Genomic DNA, 20,580 nt, shown 5'->3' with positions numbered 1-20,580 from the left:
CATGATACCGCTAACCTGATGTTGGTCGAGGCGAAAAAACCGCCTCCTTGGCTCGTGCCGGCGCAGGATGCGCGCGGCGGCGGAGGAGGATTCCGATGGCGGGAACACTTCAGGTCGAGACTTTCCATCCCGTCACCACACCGGCGCCGGACTGGAGCGAAGCGGCGAACTGGTCCGGCAGCGCTGTGCCGGGCGCGGGCATCATCGCTGACATAATCGGAACCAAGGCGGCGATCGACCCCGGCATCACCATCGAGGCGGACGTCAGTTTGACGTCTTCGGATCTGATCGGCAATGGCGGCGCAATCGTGCTCGGCGCGGAAGCCAGTGTTTCGATTGCCGGCACGGCCTCATTCTATGCCTATGATTCCGTGGTCAACCAGGGTGCCCTGGCGCTCGGTGCCGGTTCGGCGCTGGATGTGGTGGTCGATCTCGGCGCGATCAGCGGATTGACCGGCGCGCCGCCGCCGAGCTTCGCCAATACCGGCACGGTCAGCGTCGCATCGGGCGGAATGCTCGATATCGGCGGCACCGAATTCGAGAATCAGGCCGTGGTCGCACTTGCGGGCGGCACGCTCGATGTTTCGGGCGGCGCGATCGGCGGGTCGGGAACTATAAGCCTCGCGAACAACGCCCTCGCCGCGTTCGGCGACGAGGTAGCGGCGCAGAGTTTCATCTTCGGCGCGGAAGGCGGCACGGTTTCGCTGGCCGATCCGCTGCTGGGAATCGGCGTGACGGTTTCCGGCTTCGGCGGCGGCGATGTCCTGCTGCTGCTCGATCTCGCCGATGCACGCATTGTCCAGAATGCCGGCCGGGTGACCATTCTAAACCGCTTCGGCACGGCCGAAGGCAGTTTCGCCGATCCATCCGGCACGCGTCTCACGGTGATCGCCGATGGCCCGGGCAGCGCGATCGTCGCCGCCAGCACCTCGGCCGTGGCGACAACTCCCGATCCGCCCTGTTTCGTGCGCGGCACCGCGATCCTCACGCCGACCGGCTACCGCGCCGTCGAATCATTGAGACCGGGCGACACCGTCATCACTGCGGCGGGCTCGGTCCAGCCGATCGTCTGGGTCGGGTCGTGCACGCTCGATCTGGCAACCCATCCGAAACCCGATTCGGTGCAACCCGTGGAGATCGCGCCCGGAGCATTCGGCCCCGGCGTGCCGCGCCGGGCGCTGCGCGTCTCGCCCGATCACGCATTGTCGTTCGACGGCGTACTGATTCCGGCGAAACTGCTGGTCAACGGCGCAACCATCCGGCGCGAGCGGGACTGCATGGCGGTCACCTATCATCATATCGAACTGACGCGGCATGACATCGTGCTGGCCGAGGGTGCGGCGTGCGAATCCTATCTCGACACCGGCAATCGCGCGGGGTTCGAACCGGCGGTATCCTGGCCGGTGCGGCGCAAACGCTGGGATTGTGACGCCTGCGCCCCGCTCTGCACCACCGGGCCGATCCTGCGCACGGTGCGCACCCGGCTTCACGCACGCGCAACCGAGTTAGGGTTTTCGCTCCGCCACGATTACGCCGTCACCCTCTGGATCGACGACGCGCCGATCCAGCGCCGTGCGGGTCCGGCCGGCGAAGCGCGATTCGTCGTGCCGGCGCGGCATGGCGGCCGCGTAACGATCCGTTCCGCTCGATTTATTCCCGCCGAGTTCGATCCGACCTCCGAAGACCGGCGTCATCTTGGTATCGCAATTACCAGGCTGCACATCGGACGCAGGCGGTTCGTCCCCGAGGCATTGGCCGATTCCGGATTCCTTCCGCGCGCTTCGGGCGATTCGGCACTCTGGACCGATGGCGCCGGTGTCATCCGGCTACCGCCCGAGGCGCGTCACCTCGCGATCGGCCTTGCCGCCCTGCCGCTCATGTGGACGCGACCCGGCGCGGAACGATCAGCCGTGCCGTGAGCACCTGAACCACTTCACCGTTCTGATTGCTTGTCTCGCTGCGCACCACGATCCGCCCCCGATCGGGCCGCGAGACGGATGGCGTCACTTCCATCACCTCGCTGACCACGGTGAGCACGTCGCCCGGCCTTGTCGGGCGCGGCCACGAAATTTCGTTGCCGGCACCCACAATACCGCCCGCGAGTGGCACGCTTTCGACCAGCAGCCGCATGGTCAGCGCGGCGGTCTGCCAGCCGGATGCCGCGAGGCCGCCGAACAGCGTGTCCCGCGCCGCTTCCTCATCGAGATGGAACGGCTGCGGGTCATAGGTTGCTGCAAAATCCTTGATCGCGGCGGCATCGAGCGTCGTGCTGCCACTCTGGAACCGCTGGCCGACCGACAGATCGTCGAAATAAAGCCGGTCGCTCATCCCAGCAGCCTGCCGATAACCCGCGCGGTATAGTCCACCACCGGAATGATTTTGCCATAATTGATCCGGGTCGGTCCGATCACCCCGATCGCACCGACGATCCGGTCGTTGCGGTTGCGCGCGGGGGCGACCACCATGGATACGCCGGCCGCGCCGAACAGCCCGCTTTCCGCACCGATGAAAATCCGTACACCATCGGAACGGTCTGCGAGTTCGAGCAGCTTGAGCATGGTTTCCTGCGCTTCCAGCCGCTCGAACAGATGCTGGATCGCTCCGAGCTTCTCGACTTGGTCGATATCCGCGAGTAGCCTGCCCTGGCCGCGCACGATCAGCGAACCGCCGCGTTCCTCGCCCGACCAGGTCGCGAGCCCGGCTGCCACCACGCCTGCGGTCAGCGTATCGAGCGCTGAGCGGTCCGCCTTCATGTCGGCGGCGACGCGCAGGCGAAGCTCGGCGAGCGACAGGCCGGAAAGCTGGGCGTTGAGATAATTGCTCGCCTCCTGCAACGCCGAAGGCGGCAGGCCGGGCGGCGTTTCGATCACCCGGTTCTCGACCTGACCGTCCGCCGAAACCAGCACGACCAAAGCCCGGCCGGAATTGAGCGGGACAAATTCGATATGCTTGACCGCACCGTCCGATTTCGGCGCGAGAACGATCCCCGCCGCCGCGGACAGGCCCGAAAGCATGGTCGAAGCCTCGGCCAGTGTGTCCTGCACCGAACGGCCCGACTGGGCCAGCGCCGCCTCGATCCGCTCGCGCTCCTCGTCGGATAATTCGCCGAATTGCAGCAATCCATCGACGAACAGGCGCAAGCCCCGGTCGGTCGGCAGGCGCCCGGCCGAGGTATGCGGCGAGAACAGCAGCCCGGCATCGGTCAGATCCGCCATTACGTTGCGAATGGTCGCCGGCGACAGCCCCATGGGCAGCAGGCGCGAGAGGGTCCGGCTGCCCATCGGTTCGCCGGTTTCGACATATTGCTCGACGATTTCGCGCAGCACCGCCGCCGAGCGGGCATCGAGCCCAGGCGGCAGTTTCGGCGAACGCTGTTGTGGCTGGTCCATGACGCGAGACTCGGCTATCCCGTGCTCAAAATCAAGCATACCTCACCTTTCAGGAGCATCCCGATGACCGAACCCGGACGACCGAGCGGCCGCGCCGCGGATGCGCTGCGCCGCGTCGACATCGTGACCGGTTTCGCCCGCCATGCCGAAGGCTCGGCGCTGATCCGCATGGGCGGCACCGAGGTGCTCTGCGCGGCGAGCGTGGAAGGCCGGGTGCCGGGCTTCCTGCGCAATTCGGGTCAGGGCTGGGTGACCGCCGAATATGGCATGTTGCCGCGCGCGACCCATACGCGCGGCGATCGCGAGGCCGCGCGCGGCAAGCAATCGGGCCGCACCCAGGAAATCCAGCGGCTGATCGGGCGGTCCCTGCGCGCGGTGGTGGACCGGGCGGCATTGGGCGAAATGACCATCACGCTCGATTGCGACGTGCTGAATGCCGATGGCGGAACCCGCTGCGCCGCGATCACCGGCGCCTATGTGGCTCTGGCCCTGGCGATCAAAAAACTGCGCGCGGCCAATGTGCTGAAGGGCGACCCGCTGATCGGGCAGGTCGCGGCGGTGTCCTGCGGCATCGCGGTGGGCGTGCCGGTGCTCGACCTCGATTACGCCGAGGATTCCGGCGCCGAGGCGGACGCCAATTTCGTGCTGACGGCGTCCGGCGGCATCGTCGAAATTCAGGCGACCGCCGAGCGTGCCACCTTCGACGAAGCAGCGTTCGGCGTCTTGCTTGGCCTGGCGCGGATCGGAACGGCGGCACTGTTCGCCGCACAGCAAGCGGCGATCGATGCGGCTTGAACGCGGTCAGCGACTCGTCATCGCCACCCATAACCCCGGCAAGGTGGTGGAATTCGCCGCCCTGCTCGCGCCCTACGGGCTCGACTGCGTGGCCTCCGGCGCGCTTGGTTTTCAGGAACCCGAGGAGAACGCCGCGGATTTCGCCGGCAATGCGCGGATCAAGGCGCTCGCGGCGGCGCGCGACAGCGGCTTGTTCGCCCTGGCCGACGATTCCGGGCTGATGGTCGCGGCCATGGGCGGCGCACCGGGAGTGCGATCCGCCCGGTTCGCCGCCGATTGCGGCGGTTTCGCCGCAGCGATGACGGCGATCATCGAGCGAACGCGCGAGGAACCCCGCGCCGCTTTCGCCTGCGCCCTGTGCCTCGCCGCACCGGACGGAACCACCGCGACCTATCTCGGCTTCTGCCACGGCAGGATCGCCGATGCGCCGCGCGGCGCCGGCGGCTTCGGCTACGACCCGATTTTCATCCCCCACGGCGATGACCGCAGCTTCGCGGAACTAAGCAAAACAGAGAAAAACGCGATCAGCCATCGCGGTCGCGCGCTGCGCCAGTTTGTCGCGGCGCATCTCGGCGACGTTTAACCCGGCGGTGCGGTTTCGATGAACGGGCGCTCCCCGGCGAACGGCTCGAACCACGCCGCAAGACGCGGGGCGGATACCCGCCAATCATAATCGGGAAGCCGGAAATCGAGATAACCAAGCGCGCACGCGATCGCGATGGTGCCGATATCGAGCAGTTTTCCCGGCGGATCGCGGTCGAGCACTATGACGGTACGTGCGATGACCTCCCGCTGACGGGCAATGAAAGCATCGCGTGCGGCATCGCGCGGCTTCTGGCCCTCCATCCGGCAGATGACCGCGGCATCGAGAACCCCATCGCCCATCGCCTGATGGCGGAGTGCTACCCAGCGGGCGGCGCCGGCGGCGGGAAACAGCGGCGGCGCCTCGCCCACCGTATCGAGATACTCGCAGATCACCGGGCTGTCATAGAGCGCGAACCCGTCCTCGGTGACGAGGCACGGCACCTTCGACAGCGGATTCTCCGCGATCAGCGCTACCGGGCTTTCATGCGGATTGGTCGGGATTTTCTCGATCTGCCGGTCGATCTCGCGAGCGATGGCACAGGTCATCACCTTGCGGACATAGGGGCTGGTCGGAGAATAGAAAAGCTTCATGGGCCGATCCCTTGGTTGCGGCGCAGATGTCTGGTTCGTTCGCGGGAATACAAGGGACGCGGTTCGGCGCCAATGGCACGGCGGCGATCAGGCGTTTTGTCCAGCCAAAGCCTATTTCGGTCTAGGTGACCCGAACAGATATTTGATCAGAGCTGCGATCGCGAGCACGATCAGCAACAGAACCAGCAGGCCGGCCAGAATCATTCCGCCCATCATGCCACCGTGCATCATTGCCGGTTCTCCTTGCATCAGTCTGGCCGTTGCATCATCCCGCGCATCATCGCCGGCATGCCGTCTTTGGCGAAAGCGTCGAGTTCCTTCGCGTGCGCATAAATCACCTTGACCATCTCCGGGTCGTCGGAGGTTTCGGTCACTTCGACGCCATCCGGCAGGATCTTGTATGTGCGGCGATATTTCGCGCTGTTCCGAAACATCGTGGTGACGCTCGGACTCATCGGATAGGGAAATGGACGGTTCGAATCGAGACGATCGTACATCTCGATCACATGGGCCTGGATGATGCCGGCGGTCTTCGCATTGCCCGACACCGTGGCGTCGATGATGCCGTTCGGCAGATATTGGGTGGCGCGCTGGATCTCGGCGTGGCGCTCGAACAACTCCATGCCGAGCTTCATCGGCCCCATCATGTTGTTATGCGACATCATGTCCCGCATGGTCCCGCCGGACATGCCGCCCATCATTCCGCCGCCACCCATCATCCCTCCAGGCTGATCGGCGAACGCCTGGCGCCGGCCAAACCCGAGAGTCGCCAGAAAACCCGACAGAATGCCGCCGAGCGCGGCAGCAATGGTTCGACGTTTCATATCAGGGTGTGTACCCAATGGCGGCGTTCGTCGCTCATGATCGGCAAGATCATTTCACTCCTCTCTTCTGGCCAGCGGCCAAAATCCCTCCGGTCGCGGCCATACCGCCATTGGGTACACACCCTATATTTCTCGCATAAAAAAGCGGCTCCTGGAACGTTGCCCGCAATCACAAGATTGCCAGAACAAAATCGAATTCGAAAGCAAGAGCCGGAGTGCTGGCAGCGTGCGCAACGCCCATCATCGCCCCATATTGGAGCCTTCGGAGCCAGACATGACCAGAATGACCCTCTCTCCCGACCGAAACACGCCGATCCCGCCAATCGCCGATCCCGACGATGCGCGGTGGATCGCCGTCAAACGGCGGGATGCCAGTGCGGACGGACATTTCTACTATGCGGTCCGCACCACCGGCGTCTATTGCCGCCCGTCCTGCGCCGCCCGGTTGCCCCGCCGCGAGAATGTCAGTTTTTATGCAACACGTGCCGAGGCGGAACAGGCCGGCTTCCGGCCGTGCAAACGATGCCGCCCCGGTGACGCCGCGCAGGCCAGCCGGCACGCCGCCGCCATCGCCCGCGCGTGCCGGCTGATCGAAACCGCCGAGGAACCGCCGGCCCTCGCCGAACTGGCCGATGCCGCCGGGCTGAGCCGGTACCATTTCCATCGCATCTTCAAGCAGATCGCCGGCGTCACCCCAAAGGCTTATGCGAGCGCGCATCGGGCAAAGCGGGTGCGCTCGGAACTCGGCCAGAGCGACACCGTCACCCGCGCGATCTTTGACGCCGGGTTCAATTCCAGCGGGCGTTTTTACGAAGGATCGACCAAAATTCTTGGAATGACTCCAGGCGCCTATCGTGATGGCGGTGCCGGGGCGGAAATCCGTTTTGCCGTCGCCGAATGCTCGCTCGGCGCCGTCCTGGTCGCCGCGACCGGCAAGGGAGTCGTCGCCATCGAGTTCGGCGCCGATCCCGAGCGGCTGGTCCATGGGTTGCAGGATCGTTTCCCGAAGGCGGGCCTGACGGGCGGCGACGCTGCTTTTGAACGAATGGTGGCCGAGGTGATCGGCGCCGTCGAAGCACCGCGCCAGGGGCTCGATCTGCCGATCGATGTGCGCGGCACCGCCTTTCAGCAGCGCGTCTGGCAGGCGCTGCGGCAGATCCCGCCGGGCAGCACCGCGAGTTATGCCGAGATCGCCCGGCGCATCGGCAATCCGGCGGCGGTGCGGGCGGTGGCGCAGGCTTGCGCGGTCAACCCGGCAGCGGTGGTCATTCCCTGCCATCGCGTGGTCCGGTCGAACGGCGATCTCGGCGGCTATCGCTGGGGGATCGAGCGCAAGCGCGAATTGCTGCGCCGGGAGGGCGCAGTGTGATGCAGAGTTCCGCGAAGGTCGCGCCATCGCGCCATCAGGCTGGATCAGATATCGCCGAGCGCGTTGCGCACCTCGACTGGCCGGCGCTGGAAGCCGATCTCGATGCGTTCGGCTGTGCGACCACGGGTCCATTGCTCACAACGGCCGAATGCGCCGATCTCGCCGGCCAATACAAGACCGATCGCCTGTTCCGAAGCCGGATCGTGATGGCGCGGCACGGCTTCGGCCGCGGCGAATACAAATACTACGCCTACCCGCTCCCCGACCTTGTGACCGGGCTGCGCACCGCACTCTATCCACGGCTTGCACCGATCGCCAATCGCTGGGACGTGGCTCTGGGACGCGGCGGAGACTATCCGGCCGAGCACCGTCGCTTCCTCGATTGCTGCCACGCGGCGGCACAGACGCGGCCCACGCCGCTGCTGCTGAACTACGGCGCGGGCGACTACAACTGCCTGCATCAGGATCTTTATGGCGATCTGTTCTTTCCGCTCCAGGTGGCGTTTCTGCTGAGCGCGCCGGACGAAGACTTCACCGGCGGTGCCTTCGTGCTGACCGAGCAGCGGCCGCGCATGCAATCGCGCGCCGAAGTCGTGCCTCTCGTTCAGGGCGAGGGCGTGATCTTCGCGGTCAATCAGCGGCCGGTAACCGGTACGAAAGGCGCCTATCGGGTGACGATGCGGCACGGCGTCAGCCGCCTCCGCACCGGCCATCGGCTGACGCTCGGCATCATTTTTCACGACGCGGCATAACGCGGAACCGCCTCGCGCGGCGGGGTTTATGTGCCGTGGATATTGCGGGTGGTCGCACTTCGCGCGACGTCGTCAGGTCGGGCATAGGTGCGCATCGCCAAATCAAAGCTCGGATTGGTCACGCCGAACCACAGGCGTTCGTTCTTGAAGTGGTGCCACAAATGATATTTCTTGATCCAGCGCCCCCAGCGCGTGCGCGGCCGATATGGGATGTGCGCCACGTAATGCACCCATTCGTAGTACAGGATGGCGAGCATCGCCCCCGCGATGATCGACGCGACGACCGACAGATTCGGCCAGATCAGGGCAACCAGACCGCCGGTCACCGCGAGATTGGGGATCAGGAACCAGAGCGGCAGGAACAGCAGATCGAGCCGGTCGGGCTCGACATGATGATCGTAGTGCAGCCGGTGCTGCAGCCGCAGGATGAACGGAACCGCACGCATCGGCTTCGCGTGGAAGGCGAAGCGGTGATATCCGTATTCACTGAGGAAAAACAGCACACCACCCAGCACGATAAAGCCGGGATGCACTGGCCAAACATCCGCCAATGCAAGGCCGCCCCACACCGCCAGGGCGGCGAGCAGAGCTGTATTGCTGCCGTGCTTCAGGAAATTCGCGATCATTGCCGTGCCGTTCGAATGCGTGGATGTTTCGGTGCATCGGCAGCATAGCACCGGACCCGGCGCGAATCATATAAAATTTACTAAATTGTTCATATAGCCGGGTTCAAGGCAGCCCAAGCCCTGAAGCGAGGCTCGCACCGCGTCGTCGAGCGGGGTATGCGGCTCGGCGCCCAGAAACGCGGTCAGCTTGGTATTGTCGAGCAGAACGGTCTCGCGCCAGAGATAGCGCATCTCCAGCATCTCGCGCAGCGTGGTCACGAAGGGCGCGGCGAGATAGGCAGCCGGCCAGGGAAATTTCCGCACCGGCAGATCGGGTCGCTCCACGACACGCCGGATCGCCTCGGCCATATCGAGGCCGCGTGGCAGTCCGTGGCCGGCGAAATGGAAGGTTTCGAAAGGAGCCAGTTCGTTCGCCCGTTCAGCCAGGCGGACCATCGTCTCCGCAAGATCGGGCAGATATGCCCAGGCATGTCCCGCATCCGGCCGGCCCGGATAGGTGACGGACCGCAGCGGCGCGCCCGCTTTGACCAATCCTCGGGAAAACCAGCTATTCCCTGCATGTGGGCCGAAGAAATCGCCGGCGCGCACAATCAGGCTTCTTACCCCGGCATCGGCGGCGCGCGTCAGTTCCCGTTCCATCGCGACCCGGATGCTTCCCTTGCGCGTGAGCGGATTTTGCGGCGATGCCTCGCCGAGCAGCGGGAATGCGTCCGGCCCGTAATTGTAGATGTTGCCCGGAAACAGAATGAGCGCACCCTGCGCGGACGCGGCGGCGATGGTATTGCGCAGCATCGGCAGGGCAAGACCGCGCCAGTTGCGATATCCAGGCGGATTCACCGCATGAACGATCAGGTCACATCCCCTGGCAGCCATATGAACGTCTTTCCCGTTCATCGCGTCACCCCGCACCCAGTCGATGTCGGACCGGCCGATCCGCGCTCGTGCCGGGTCGCGATGCAGCGCGGTCACGCGCCAGCCGCACGCGCAGAGAACCCGCGCCACCGCATCGCCAACCCCACCGGTCACCCCCAACACCAAAGCCCGCCGGTCATCGTTCATATCGCTCTCCATCAATTCCGATGACTCATTCTGCCGCCACGCCATCCAATTCAAAATTGCTTAAATCTGTCTGATCGCTATACATTTTCGTATGACTGGCCCCGGCTGGCATCTCTATCGCTCCTTTCTCGCGGTGATGCGTGTGGGCAGCCTGTCCGGTGCCGCCCGCACGCTCCGCATCGCACAGCCGACCCTTGGCCGGCATGTGAACCAATTGGAGCACACGCTGGGCTCACCATTATTCACCCGCTCACCGCAGGGCCTGACGCCGACGGATCTGGCGCTGGCGCTGTTGCCCGAGGCCGAGGCGATGGAATCAGCTTCCCATGCGTTAAGCCGGGTCGCCTCCGGGGCGATGGCATCGGATGCGGGGATCGTGCGGATCACCGCGAGCGAGATCGTCGGCGCGGAAATTCTGCCGGCAATCCTGGCCGGGCTGCGCATGACGCATCCGAGGCTTGCCTTCGAACTCGTTCTGTCGAACCGCACGGAGGATCTCCTGCGCCGGGATGCGGACATCGCGGTGCGGATGGTGCGGCCCGTGCAGGAAGCCCTGGTGGCGAAGAGTGTCGGGCGAATCAAGCTCGGACTCTATGCGAGGCGCGACTATCTCGACCGCAACGGCACCCCGGCGAATTTCGAGGAGTTGGAGCGGCACGCCTTGATCGGCTTCGACCGGCAGACGCTGTCCGCACGGTCGCTCGGCGACTTGCCGTCCTGGGCGGTGCGCGAAAACTTCGCCCTGCGCACCGACAGCGATCTCGCCCAGCTTGCCGCGATCCGCGCCGGCTATGGCATAGGCGTATGCCAGGTGCCGATCGCGAAGCGCGATCCGGCACTGATTCGCGTGCTGGCCGGCGCATTCGAGGTCTGGCTCGATACCTGGATCGTCATGCATGAGAATTTGCGCGCGAGCCGCCGCGTCCGTCTGGTGTTCGACCATCTCGGCCAGGAATTGCAACGGCTGATCGTCTCGGCCCACGGCAGGCGCTGATCGCCGCCGCAGGGAGAGCCGCGGCACATCCATGCGCGCGGCGGATGAGAATCATGTCAGTCCATGGGCATTCAAGCGCGCGGCATGCATCCCAGATTGCGGTCAAGCCCAGGCGCGGCCGGATCGGCCGTCGCCGACCGGGCTCCCCAACCGGACGGATCGGACGACCCGCCGGATGCGACAAAAAAGGAAAAGACTCAATGACTACGAAGAGAACCCTGATGGCGGCCCTGACGGCCGCAACCCTGATGACGACGGGAAGCGCGATGGCCGCCCAGCCCCAACCGACCCGTATCGCGCAGATCGCGCCGCAAATGGAGAACATGGCGAGTTCCAGCGGAATTGCCGTCGTGACCGCCGCGCGCAGCGGCACCGCCGTTTCATTCGGAACCCCGGCAACCTCGGGCTCCCCGCAATGGGTGCAGGCCGGCCATGATGCCTATCCAGCCTTCGCCCCCCTGGCCCACAAATAAAAATAACCGAAGAGCGCCTTTCATCCGCTTCGGCGCAGGCGCTTGACTCCGCGCCAAGTTGTCAACATCGTTGCCGGATGGCTCCGAACGGCACGCTGCTCCGACTTAGCTGACCGGCCCCTGCGCGGGGCCGGTCCGACGCGTCGCCGCCCTTCATTTCGGAGCTTTTCCCTATGACCATCAACGATATTACGGCGCATGATCGTGCGATCGTCGACCAGTTCACCCGGCAGGCGGCAGGCTTCGCCGCCGCCCCGGAACTTCACGGCGATGATGTCACTGCGCTTATCGTCGAGGCAGCCAACCCCGGTCCGCGCGACCGCGTGATCGATCTTGCCTGCGGCCCCGGTTCGGTTGCCTGCGCTCTCGCGCGCTGCGCCACGCATGTCGTCGGCCTGGACGCCACCGCCGCGATGCTCGATCAGGCCCGTACCCGCGCCGAAAAGCAGGGATTCGCCGACATCGAATGGCTGGAAGGCAGCATTTATGATGCTCCCTATCCCGACGGGTGGTTCGATATCTGCACCTGCCGCTTCGCGTTTCACCATCTTCAGGACCCAGTCCGCGCTTTCGGGGAAATGGTTCGCCTGACCGCGCCCGGCGGACGCATCGTGCTGTGCGACGGGCTGGCATCGGACGACCGGCAGAAGGCCGAGGCATTCAACCGCATGGAGCGCCTGCGCGATCCGTCCACGGTCGCGTTTCGGACGTTCGAGACCCTGCGCACCCTTTTCATCGAAGCCGGGCTCGGCGAACCCGAGATACGGATGTTTCAGATGTCCTATCTTGCCGCCGATCTGGCTGAAAAATCCTTCCCTGAAGGCGGGGATCGCTCGGGCCTCGTGGCCCTCATCGAGGCCAGCGTCGATGGCGATCGTCTTGGCGTGGGGGCACAGAAAACCGAGGCGGGCGTGAGGATCGCTTACCGATCCGCGGTGCTGAGCGCGATCAAATCCTGAGTCCGGCGGCGTTCATATCGGCAGCGCCTTGGCGCCGATATCGCGGCGGCAGAAACCGCCGGGGAAGCCAATCGCATCCACGGCGCGGTAGGCGCTGCCGATCGCGGCGGGGAGATCGGCGCCGGTAGCGGTGACGGCGAGGACACGGCCGCCGGTGCTGACCAGAGTTGCACCTTGCCGCGCCGTACCGGCGTGGAAAAGTTCGATTCCTGGCAGATTGCCGGCGTTGGCGAGGTCGATGGGACCGCCTTTTTCGTGGGCACCGGGATAGCCCTTGGCGGCGAGGATGATCGTCGCGGCGGCGCCGCCGCACCAGACGAGTTCGGCGGAGGGGTCGAGTTTACCGGCCGCCGCGGCGGCAAGAATGGGTAGGAGATCGGTGCCGAGCAGCGGCATCAGGGCTTCGCATTCGGGATCGCCGAAGCGGACGTTGAATTCGATCAGCTTTGGCCCGGTTGCGGTGAGCATCAGCCCAGCGAACAGGAAGCCGCGGAACGGAGTGCCGCGCCGCGCCATGGCGGCAAGCGCGGGGCGGATGATTTTTGCCATGGCGGCGTCGATGATCGGTTGGGTCGCGGCGGGCGGCGGTGCGACCGCGCCCATGCCGCCGGTATTGGGGCCGGTATCGCCCTCGCCGACCCGCTTGTGGTCGGCGGCGGCGCCGCAGAACAGGGCGGTTTCGCCATCGCAAAGAGCAAACAAGGAAATTTCTGCGCCGGTCAGGCATTCCTCGATGACGATTTCCGCGCCGGATGCGCCGTGGATGCCGGCTTCGAGCATGGCGGCGACCGCCACTTCGGCTTCGGCCTGGGTTTCGGCGACGACGACGCCCTTGCCGGCGGCGAGACCATCGGCCTTCACCACGATCGGCGCCGAATGGGCGGCAAGATAGGCGCGGGCGGCGGCGGCATCGGTGAAGCTCGCCCAGGCGGCGGTGGGAATGCCGGCCTGATCGCAGATTTCCTTCGTGAAACGCTTCGAAGATTCGAGTTTGGCGGCGGCGCGCGACGGGCCGAAACAGGCAATGCCGGTTTCCGCCAGGGCATCGGCGATGCCGAAGGCGAGCGGGGTTTCGGGGCCGGGAACCACGAGGTCGATCTTGTGCTCCTGGGCGAATGCAACCAGAGCCGGAATATTGTCGGCTTGGATAGCGACGTTTTCACCAAGCGATTCGGTGCCGGGATTGCCGGGGGCGATGAACAATTTGGTGAGTACCGGACTTTGCGCGATCTTCCATGCGAGCGCGTGTTCCCGCCCGCCGCCGCCCACCACCAGAACCCGCATTTTCGCTCCTGTCCGCTTGTGCAACCGGCGCGCGCTTAGCATAGTTGCGTGCGATGAGTGAAACCATTGAAGCGCCGGCCGGCAATCTGCCGGAATTGACCGTCTCGGAAATCGCCGGAGCGGTGAAGCGCACGCTGGAGACGGCGTTCGGCCGGGTGCGGGTGCGCGGCGAGATCACCGAGATGAAGATTTATGCCTCGGGCCACACCTATCTCGCCCTGAAAGATGAAGGCGCCAAAATTCGGGCGATCATCTGGAAGGGCAATGCGGCACGGGTGGGACTCAAGCCGGAGAACGGGCTGGACGTGATCGCGACCGGGCGGATCACCTCCTATCCCGAGCGCTCGGAATACCAACTCATCATCGAGCGGCTCGACTATGCCGGCGAAGGCGCGCTGCTCGCGCGGATCGAGCGGTTGCGCAAAAAACTTGCCGAGGAAGGGCTGTTCGACGCTTCGCGCAAGCGGGCTCTGCCGATGCTGCCGCGCGTAATCGGTGTGGTCAGTTCGCCGCAGGGCGCGGTGATCCAGGACATCAAAACCACGATCGCGCGGCGGTTTCCGAGCCGCATCGTGCTCTGGCCGGTCGCAGTGCAGGGCGAGGCGGCGGCGGCGCAGATTGCAGCGGCGATCGAAGGGTTTTCTGCGCTCGCGCCGGGAGAGCCGATTCCGCGCCCGGACGTGCTGATCGTTGCCCGCGGCGGAGGGTCGCTGGAAGACTTGATGGCGTTCAACGACGAGGCGGTCGTGCGCGCGGCGGCGGCCAGCACCATTCCGCTGATTTCGGCGGTGGGACACGAGACCGACACGACCTTGATCGACTTCGCATCCGACCGGCGCGCGCCGACGCCGACGGCGGCGGCGGAGTTGGCGGTGCCCGACCGGATCGCATTGGCCGCGAATCTGGCGCAATCGGGAGCGCGGATCGCCGGAGCGCTCACGCGGATCGCCCAGGCGGCGCGGCTGCGGCTCGATCGTGCCTCGGCGGCGCTGCCCGATCTGCCCTCGCTGCTCGGTTCGGCGCGGCAGCGGCTGGATGATCGGGGCGAGCGGCTGGCTTTGGCGCTACCCAATGTAGTGGCGGCACGACGCCGCGCGCTGGAGCGCATGACCGCTCGGCTGATGCACCCGCGCGAGCTGATCGCGGCGAAACGTCACGCTCTCGCTTTGCTGACCCATCGCATGGCCGTGCCCACGGGCGCGATGCTGCGGGAGGGGCGGTTGCGTCTCGACTCTCTCGCGGCACGGCTGGAAGGGCTGTCCTACAACGCGGTTCTGGCGCGCGGTTTCGCCCTGGCGATCGGGCCGAACGGCGAGCCGATCACCTCGGCGAAGGCCGCATCGGCGGCTACACGGTTCGAAATAAGGTTCGGCGATGGCGGCGTCGCGGTACGGACCGAGTCCCGTAAATCCCCGCCGGTTCAGCCCAGCCTGGACCTGTAGATCAGGACGCCGAACCGATCGGCAGCAATGGCCCGGAAAACACGATCGGCGTGTCCGGCTGGCCGGTCGGCGCGCCACCCGGCGGCTCCACCGTTACCGCGATCAGGATTTTCGGCTTGCGCAGGTCGGGCGGCATATCGTTCGCCGGCAGCACCGTGTGGCCCGGTTTCACGAATCCGATCGGCACGGGTTTCTCGCCGCCCGCAACGGCCCAGAGCTGCCAGACCTTGCCGGCAGGCGGCAGGATATGGCCGATCGGCGCGATGCTCATCGCACCGTCGCCGCGCAGCGCCACAGTGAAGACGGGGCCGCTTTTGCTGGCAAGCACGGCGACCATATGCGGAGCCGCCGGAAGTTGCGGCCGAAGGATGGCGAGCGCGATGGCCGCTGCGACGGCGACGGCGCCGATGCCGCGCCAGATCGCCACATTATCCCAGAAGCGCTCGCGCCAGGACGGCGCCAATCGCCGGGGTGCCTGCCGGGATATCGCGGCTCGCGGCTCGGGGGGTGAAATGATCCGCTCGATCTCGCTCCACGCGGTTGCCGGCGGTTCAACCTGGGGCACCGTGAGGGCGAGCGGCAGGAGTCTCTCCTCCCAGGCGGCCACTTCAGCCGCGAGAACCGGATCGCGCGCCAGATCGGCCTCGAAGGCGCGCCGTTCCTCGCCGCGCAGGACACCGAGGACGTATTCGCCGGCACGATCGGGGGGCGGAGGGGTGAGATCGCTCATCGTTCGAGGCACTTTTTCAGGGCGTCGAGCCCGCGCGCGATCCAGCTCTTGACCGTGCCCAACGGGGTGTTGGTGCGGACCGCGATCTCACTGTGAGAATATCCTTCGACGAAGGAGAGCAGGACCGAGCGGCGCCAGTTTTCCGGCAATTCGCCGAGGCAGTCCGACAAGGCCCGTCTGTCTTCGATGCCGACCGGTATGTCGGCGGCGATGTCGGGCAGTTCACCATCGCCGGTGTGGCGGTTCTCGGTCTCCAGCCGGTCGAGCGCGCGATAGCGCAAAATCCCGATCATCCAGGCGCGCGGCGAACCGCGAGCGGCGTCGAACCGATCGGCATTGCGCCAGATTTGCAGGAAAGCCTCCTGCAATGTCTCCTCCGCGTGGGGGCGATTGCGCAGAAGCCTTAATGCGATGCCGAAAAGAGTGGGCGCCATGGCATCGTAGAGACTGCGCAACGCCGAAGGATCACGCGCGGCACAACGGCCGAGAACCAGGGCAAGTTCCCCCTCGGCAGCCGTTTTGGCCGCTTGTTCCGTCACCCAATCGCTCTCCATGCCATCGAACATCTTGTATAATGTTACCCCAGGGCAGGCAATGTGGATGCGAGCAGTTACATTTCCGTAACCCGAAAGCACTGTCTCAAAGGGGTGGACCGAGGGGCCCAGATGGTTCACAAGGCGCTGGATGGAGACCCGCATCGAGCGTCTATGCATGGCCAACGGGCTCAAAATGACCGGCCCGCGCCGGGCCATCGCCCGCGTATTGTCCGAAGCGACCGGCCATCCCGACGTCGATGAGTTGCACCGGCTGGCCCACCGGCTCGATCCGCGGATTTCGCTCGCCACCGTCTACCGCACCGTGCGTCTGTTCGAGCAGCACGGAATTCTGGAGCGGCGCAACCTGGGCAGCCGTCGCGCTCGCTACGAAATGTCCGGCGAGCACGACCATTTTCATCTGGTCGATCAGGATAGCGGCAAAGTGATCGAGTTCGACGAACCGGAAACCGAGCAACTGATGCGCCGCGTCGCCGCGCGTCACGGGTTCGAACTGGTCTCACTGAAGATCGAGCTGTTCGGCCGGAAAGCCCGCTCCGAACCCGCACGCGCCGAGCCGGAGCGTGCGGGAAAGATCCCTGCCCGATGACTCCCGAAGCGGCGATCGGCGCGCCCGCTGGCTTCGGCGAATTGCGGGCCGGCAATCTTGGCGTGCGCCTCGCGGCCAGCGCCAACGAACTCGACGCCGTCCAGGCCCTGCGCTTTCGCGTCTTCTACCAGGAGATGGGGGCGACCGCCGACGCGGAGGCCACCGCGAGCCGCCGCGACCGGGACAGATTCGACGCAATCGCCGATCATCTTCTGGTCATCGATCACGACATCGCCGGCGATGCACGCGGCGTCGTCGGCACCTATCGGCTGATCCGCCAGGAAGCAGTCGCTCGGACGGGTCGGTTCTATTCGGCCGATGAATACGACCTCTCGGCACTCGAGCGGTTTCCCGGAAGGCTGCTCGAACTCGGGCGATCCTGCGTCGATGCGGCCTATCGCTCGCGCGCCGTGATGCAATTGCTATGGCGCGGCATCGCGGCTTATGTGTTCCAGCATGATATCGAGCTGATGTTCGGCTGCGCGAGCCTGCACGGCACCGATCTTAACGCTCTTGCGCCCGATCTCACCTATCTGTTCTGTCATCATCTGGCGCCGGAAAGCATCCGGCCGCGCGCTTTGCCGGAACGCTATGTCGATATGCGGCGGCTTGATGCGGCGACGATCGACCCGAAGCAGGTGCTGGCAAGGCTGCCGCCCCTGATCAAGGGATATCTCCGGCTCGGTGGCTTCGTCGGCGACGGCGCGGTGATCGACTGGCAGTTCAACACCACCGACATCGCCGTGGTGGTGCAGACCGATCTGGTCACCGAGAAATATTACCGGCATTACGAGCGCCAGGCACGATAGCCGCCCGCTGCGCGCCGGACGCGGTTGGCCTTCGCCGCGCGCCGCGCTATGCGTGCGCGCGACATCCCTGCTTGAGGCATAATATCCGACATGGCCGAAGACGATACGCCGATCCCCGACAGCCTGCTGCCCTACGATGAATGGACGGAGGAGGCGCTGCGCCTGGTTGCGTTACGTGCCTTGCAGCACGTGGAACGGGAGGGCCTGCCGGGCGGCCATCATTTCTACATCACCTTCAGCACCGCGCATCCGGGCGTGTCGATCCCGGACCGGCTGCGCGCCCAGTATCCCGACGAAATGACCATCGTGCTCCAGCACCAGTTCCGCGACCTCAGGGTCGATGAGGCCGGCAGGCGGTTCTCGGTGAAGCTGTCCTTCGGCGGCGTACCCTCGGCGCTCGACATTCCGCTCGCCGCCGTGACCGCCTTCGCCGATCCCGAAGTGCGGTTCGGGCTGCAATTCGCGCCGCGCGAAGACGAGGCGCCACCCGCACCCGAAGAGGTGCCGGAGGAAGCCGAACCGCGAACCGAGCCGGCCGGACCGGCGGATGTGGTCAGCCTCGATGCGTTCCGCCGCCGGCCGCCCGCCAAGGACTGATTGCAAGGAAATCCGTCATGAACGTCATCGCCAAAAAAACACCGGACTTCGTCTTCAGCACGATGTTTCCGCTCGGCCACGATGAGACTCCGTGGCGCAAGCTCGATCTTGGCGGCGTTTCGACGATCGGGGTGGACGGCAAAACGATCGTGAAGATCGCGCCCGAGACGCTTTCGGCACTCGCCTTCGAAGCGTTCCGCGATGTCTCGCATCTGCTGCGGCCGGGGCACCTCGCCCAATTACGGGCGATTCTCGACGACTCCGAGGCGTCGGAGAATGATCGCTACGTCGCGATGGAATTTTTGAAGAACGCGAATATCGCGGCCGGCGGCGTGCTGCCGATGTGCCAGGACACCGGCACCGCCATCGTGTTCGGCAAGAAGGGCCAGCGCGTCTGGGTCGAGGGCGACGAGGAGGAAGCCTTTTCGCGCGGGGTGTATCGCACCTATACCGAGACCAATCTGCGCTATTCGCAGATGGCGCCGCTGTCGATGTACGACGAGGTGAATACCGGCACCAACCTGCCGGTGCAGTGCGACATCCTGGCCGCGCCCGGCGAGGCGCATGCCGAGGAATTCGAGCTGATGTTCGTCGCCAAGGGCGGCGGTTCAGCGAATAAAAGCTTTCTGTATCAGGAGACGCGCGCGATCCTGAATCCCGGGAAGCTGATCGAGTTCATCGAAACCAAGGTGAAGACACTTGGTACCTCGGCCTGCCCGCCTTATCACCTCGCGATCGTAATCGGCGGTACCTCGGCCGAGACGACGATGAAAACCGTCAAGCTCGCCTCGACGCGCTGGCTCGATGGATTGCCGGCGGAAGGCTCGGCACTCGGCCATGCGTTCCGCGATCGCGTACTGGAGCAACAAATTCTGGACATGACTCGACGGATCGGCATCGGCGCACAGTTCGGTGGAAAGTATTTCTGCCATGACGTCAGAGTGGTGCGGCTGCCGCGCCACGGCGCGTCCCTGCCCGTCGGAATTGGCGTGTCGTGCTCGGCGGACCGGCAGATCCGAGCAAAAATCACCAAGGAGGGCGTGTTCCTCGAGCGGCTCGAAACCGATCCGGCAAAATACCTGCCGGAGGTGACCGACATGCATCTCGGCGGCGAGGTGGTGCGCATCGATCTCAAGCGGCCGATGGCGGAGATTCTCGCGGAATTATCCAGGCACCCGGTCAAGACGCGGGTAGCACTGACCGGAACCATCGTGGTGGCGCGCGACATCGCCCACGCCAAGCTGAAGGAACGGCTCGATCGCGGCGAAGACTTGCCGGATTACATCAAGGATCATCCGGTCTATTACGCGGGCCCGGCCAAGACGCCGGAAGGCATGGCGACTGGCAGTTTCGGCCCGACGACGGCGGGGCGGATGGATAGCTACGTCGCCGAGTTCCAGGCGGCGGGCGGATCGCTGGTGATGCTCGCCAAGGGCAACCGTTCGCGCGCGGTGCGCGAGGCGTGCAAGGCGCATGGCGGATTCTATCTCGGCTCGATCGGCGGCCCGGCGGCGGTGCTCGCGCGCGACAACATCAGGCATGTCGAGTTACTAGAATATCCCGAGCTTGGCATGGAAGCGATCTGGAAAATCGAGGTCGAAGATTTTCCGGCTTTCATCGTGATCGACGATAAGGGCAACGACTTCTTCGCGGATCTGGCATGATGACGACGTATTCGGTACCCATTCTCTCGGCTTGGCGCGCAGCGCCTGCGGCGCTGCCGCGCGGCAACGACTTCTTCGCGAATCTTGGTTAGCGGATCATGAAATTCACCATCGACCGTATCGACCATGTCGTGCTGACCTGCGGCGACCTCGGAGTCACCGCCGAATGGTATGAGCGCGTGCTGGGCATGGAGCGCGAGGAATTCGGACCGGACCGGCGCCTCGCCCTTCGGTTCGGCGCGCAGAAAATCAATCTGCACCAATCCGGCACGGAATCCAGTCCGCACGCGGCGAAGCCGCAGCCCAGTGCGCTCGATATCTGTTTCGTCACTGCTCTCGGCACCGATGATGTCGTCGCCCATCTCAAGGAACAGAACGTCGCGATCATCGAGGGGCCGGCGATGAAAACCGGCGCGCTGGGTGCGATGCGCTCGGTGTATTGCCGCGATCCCGACGGCAATCTCATCGAGATCGCCAGCTATCTGGAGGATTGAT

At 65.3% G+C, this 20,580-nt stretch carries 23 protein-coding genes; 14 read left to right on the top strand and 9 right to left on the bottom strand.

Annotated elements, in window-relative coordinates; translation table 11 throughout:
- Positions 1–95 precede the first annotated feature (95 nt).
- Positions 96–1,919, top strand: coding sequence for a Hint domain-containing protein (locus tag AiwAL_RS09450; protein ID WP_235704230.1), 1,824 nt, complete (start codon positions 96–98; stop codon positions 1,917–1,919).
- Here the strand turns inward: AiwAL_RS09450 and AiwAL_RS09445 are convergent.
- Positions 1,876–2,328 (bottom strand): MaoC family dehydratase, encoded by a 453-nt coding sequence (locus AiwAL_RS09445; protein WP_235704231.1) that lies wholly within the window; start codon positions 2,326–2,328, stop codon positions 1,876–1,878. The two genes, AiwAL_RS09450 and AiwAL_RS09445, sit on opposite strands and share 44 nt — an antisense overlap.
- The gene (gene hrcA / locus AiwAL_RS09440) at positions 2,325–3,389 is read right to left on the bottom strand and encodes a heat-inducible transcriptional repressor HrcA (RefSeq protein ID WP_235704232.1); all 1,065 of its coding nucleotides are present in this window, start codon (positions 3,387–3,389) and stop codon (positions 2,325–2,327) included. Before hrcA ends, AiwAL_RS09445 begins: the two co-directional genes overlap by 4 nt.
- A 63-nt stretch (positions 3,390–3,452) precedes the next feature.
- Between hrcA and rph the strand changes: the two genes are divergently transcribed.
- Both rph and rdgB read left to right on the top strand, forming a co-directional pair.
- Complete coding sequence (gene rph, locus AiwAL_RS09435) at positions 3,453–4,184, top strand: ribonuclease PH (RefSeq protein WP_235704233.1); 732 nt, start codon at positions 3,453–3,455, stop codon at positions 4,182–4,184.
- Positions 4,174–4,767: an RdgB/HAM1 family non-canonical purine NTP pyrophosphatase gene (gene rdgB, locus AiwAL_RS09430; RefSeq protein WP_235704234.1), complete on the top strand. Its 594-nt coding sequence runs from the start codon at positions 4,174–4,176 to the stop codon at positions 4,765–4,767. The genes rph and rdgB overlap by 11 nt, the downstream gene beginning before the upstream one ends.
- On the opposite strand, the gene AiwAL_RS09425 is transcribed toward rdgB, so the two are convergent.
- Positions 4,764–5,360 carry a glutathione S-transferase N-terminal domain-containing protein gene (locus AiwAL_RS09425; protein WP_262312588.1) on the bottom strand — a complete coding sequence of 199 codons (597 nt, stop codon included), beginning with the start codon at positions 5,358–5,360 and terminating at the stop codon, positions 4,764–4,766. The two genes, rdgB and AiwAL_RS09425, sit on opposite strands and share 4 nt — an antisense overlap.
- Before the next feature lie 248 nt (positions 5,361–5,608).
- On the bottom strand, positions 5,609–6,184 hold the full coding sequence (locus tag AiwAL_RS09420; RefSeq protein WP_262312587.1) for a hypothetical protein: 576 nt from the start codon (positions 6,182–6,184) through the stop codon (positions 5,609–5,611).
- Between the two features lie 283 nt (positions 6,185–6,467).
- Between AiwAL_RS09420 and ada the strand changes: the two genes are divergently transcribed.
- Entirely contained in the window at positions 6,468–7,553 is a 1,086-nt protein-coding gene (ada, locus tag AiwAL_RS09415) for a bifunctional DNA-binding transcriptional regulator/O6-methylguanine-DNA methyltransferase Ada (RefSeq protein WP_235704267.1), read from the top strand.
- A complete protein-coding gene (locus AiwAL_RS09410; protein ID WP_262312586.1) occupies positions 7,553–8,305 on the top strand; it encodes a 2OG-Fe(II) oxygenase in 753 nt (250 codons plus the stop codon). The genes ada and AiwAL_RS09410 overlap by 1 nt, the downstream gene beginning before the upstream one ends.
- Positions 8,306–8,331: 26 nt before the next feature.
- Here the strand turns inward: AiwAL_RS09410 and AiwAL_RS09405 are convergent, their stop codons facing one another.
- Complete coding sequence (locus tag AiwAL_RS09405; protein WP_235704238.1) at positions 8,332–8,931, bottom strand: sterol desaturase family protein; 600 nt, start codon at positions 8,929–8,931, stop codon at positions 8,332–8,334.
- A gap of 66 nt (positions 8,932–8,997) precedes the next feature.
- Positions 8,998–9,990 carry an NAD-dependent epimerase/dehydratase family protein gene (locus tag AiwAL_RS09400; RefSeq protein ID WP_262312585.1) on the bottom strand — a complete coding sequence of 331 codons (993 nt, stop codon included), beginning with the start codon at positions 9,988–9,990 and terminating at the stop codon, positions 8,998–9,000.
- Between the two features lie 91 nt (positions 9,991–10,081).
- Between AiwAL_RS09400 and AiwAL_RS09395 the strand changes: the two genes are divergently transcribed.
- The 3 genes from AiwAL_RS09395 to AiwAL_RS09385 all read left to right on the top strand — a co-directional run bounded on the left by AiwAL_RS09395 (position 10,082) and on the right by AiwAL_RS09385 (position 12,416).
- Positions 10,082–10,984, top strand: a complete 903-nt coding sequence (locus AiwAL_RS09395) for a LysR family transcriptional regulator (RefSeq protein ID WP_235704240.1) — start codon at positions 10,082–10,084, stop codon at positions 10,982–10,984.
- A gap of 200 nt (positions 10,985–11,184) precedes the next feature.
- Positions 11,185–11,457 (top strand): hypothetical protein, encoded by a 273-nt coding sequence (locus AiwAL_RS09390; RefSeq protein WP_262312584.1) that lies wholly within the window; start codon positions 11,185–11,187, stop codon positions 11,455–11,457.
- A 173-nt stretch (positions 11,458–11,630) separates the two neighbouring features.
- Positions 11,631–12,416: a class I SAM-dependent methyltransferase gene (locus AiwAL_RS09385; RefSeq protein ID WP_262312583.1), complete on the top strand. Its 786-nt coding sequence runs from the start codon at positions 11,631–11,633 to the stop codon at positions 12,414–12,416.
- Positions 12,417–12,428: 12 nt separating this feature from the next.
- Here AiwAL_RS09385 and purD read toward each other — a convergent pair whose 3' ends face one another.
- Complete coding sequence (gene purD, locus AiwAL_RS09380; RefSeq protein ID WP_235704243.1) at positions 12,429–13,700, bottom strand: phosphoribosylamine--glycine ligase; 1,272 nt, start codon at positions 13,698–13,700, stop codon at positions 12,429–12,431.
- Between the two features lie 53 nt (positions 13,701–13,753).
- Here purD and xseA point away from each other — a divergent pair, with 53 nt between their 5' ends.
- Positions 13,754–15,142 carry an exodeoxyribonuclease VII large subunit gene (gene xseA / locus AiwAL_RS09375; RefSeq protein ID WP_235704244.1) on the top strand — a complete coding sequence of 463 codons (1,389 nt, stop codon included), beginning with the start codon at positions 13,754–13,756 and terminating at the stop codon, positions 15,140–15,142.
- Between the two features lies 1 nt (position 15,143).
- Here xseA and AiwAL_RS09370 read toward each other — a convergent pair whose 3' ends face one another.
- Both AiwAL_RS09370 and AiwAL_RS09365 read right to left on the bottom strand, forming a co-directional pair.
- The gene (locus AiwAL_RS09370) at positions 15,144–15,872 is read right to left on the bottom strand and encodes an anti-sigma factor domain-containing protein (protein ID WP_235704245.1); all 729 of its coding nucleotides are present in this window, start codon (positions 15,870–15,872) and stop codon (positions 15,144–15,146) included.
- Positions 15,869–16,570, bottom strand: coding sequence for an RNA polymerase sigma factor (locus AiwAL_RS09365; protein ID WP_235704246.1), 702 nt, complete (start codon positions 16,568–16,570; stop codon positions 15,869–15,871). The genes AiwAL_RS09370 and AiwAL_RS09365 overlap by 4 nt, the downstream gene beginning before the upstream one ends.
- Here AiwAL_RS09365 and AiwAL_RS09360 point away from each other — a divergent pair.
- The 5 genes from AiwAL_RS09360 to AiwAL_RS09340 all read left to right on the top strand — a co-directional run bounded on the left by AiwAL_RS09360 (position 16,557) and on the right by AiwAL_RS09340 (position 20,579).
- Positions 16,557–17,015 (top strand): Fur family transcriptional regulator, encoded by a 459-nt coding sequence (locus AiwAL_RS09360; protein WP_262312582.1) that lies wholly within the window; start codon positions 16,557–16,559, stop codon positions 17,013–17,015. The two genes, AiwAL_RS09365 and AiwAL_RS09360, sit on opposite strands and share 14 nt — an antisense overlap.
- Positions 17,012–17,824 (top strand): GNAT family N-acetyltransferase, encoded by an 813-nt coding sequence (locus AiwAL_RS09355; RefSeq protein ID WP_235704248.1) that lies wholly within the window; start codon positions 17,012–17,014, stop codon positions 17,822–17,824. Before AiwAL_RS09360 ends, AiwAL_RS09355 begins: the two co-directional genes overlap by 4 nt.
- 90 nt (positions 17,825–17,914) lie before the next feature.
- Positions 17,915–18,421 carry an SspB family protein gene (locus AiwAL_RS09350; protein ID WP_235704249.1) on the top strand — a complete coding sequence of 169 codons (507 nt, stop codon included), beginning with the start codon at positions 17,915–17,917 and terminating at the stop codon, positions 18,419–18,421.
- Positions 18,422–18,438: 17 nt separating this feature from the next.
- Positions 18,439–20,085 carry a fumarate hydratase gene (locus AiwAL_RS09345; protein ID WP_235704250.1) on the top strand — a complete coding sequence of 549 codons (1,647 nt, stop codon included), beginning with the start codon at positions 18,439–18,441 and terminating at the stop codon, positions 20,083–20,085.
- Between the two features lie 98 nt (positions 20,086–20,183).
- Positions 20,184–20,579: a VOC family protein gene (locus AiwAL_RS09340; RefSeq protein WP_235704251.1), complete on the top strand. Its 396-nt coding sequence runs from the start codon at positions 20,184–20,186 to the stop codon at positions 20,577–20,579.
- Position 20,580 lies beyond the last annotated feature (1 nt).

The sequence above is a fragment of the Acidiphilium sp. AL genome (genome assembly GCF_025499445.1).
Classification (GTDB): domain Bacteria; phylum Pseudomonadota; class Alphaproteobacteria; order Acetobacterales; family Acetobacteraceae; genus Acidiphilium; species Acidiphilium iwatense.
Note: the sequence above shows the minus strand (reverse complement) of the source record. Positions and strands in the feature narration are given on the sequence as shown.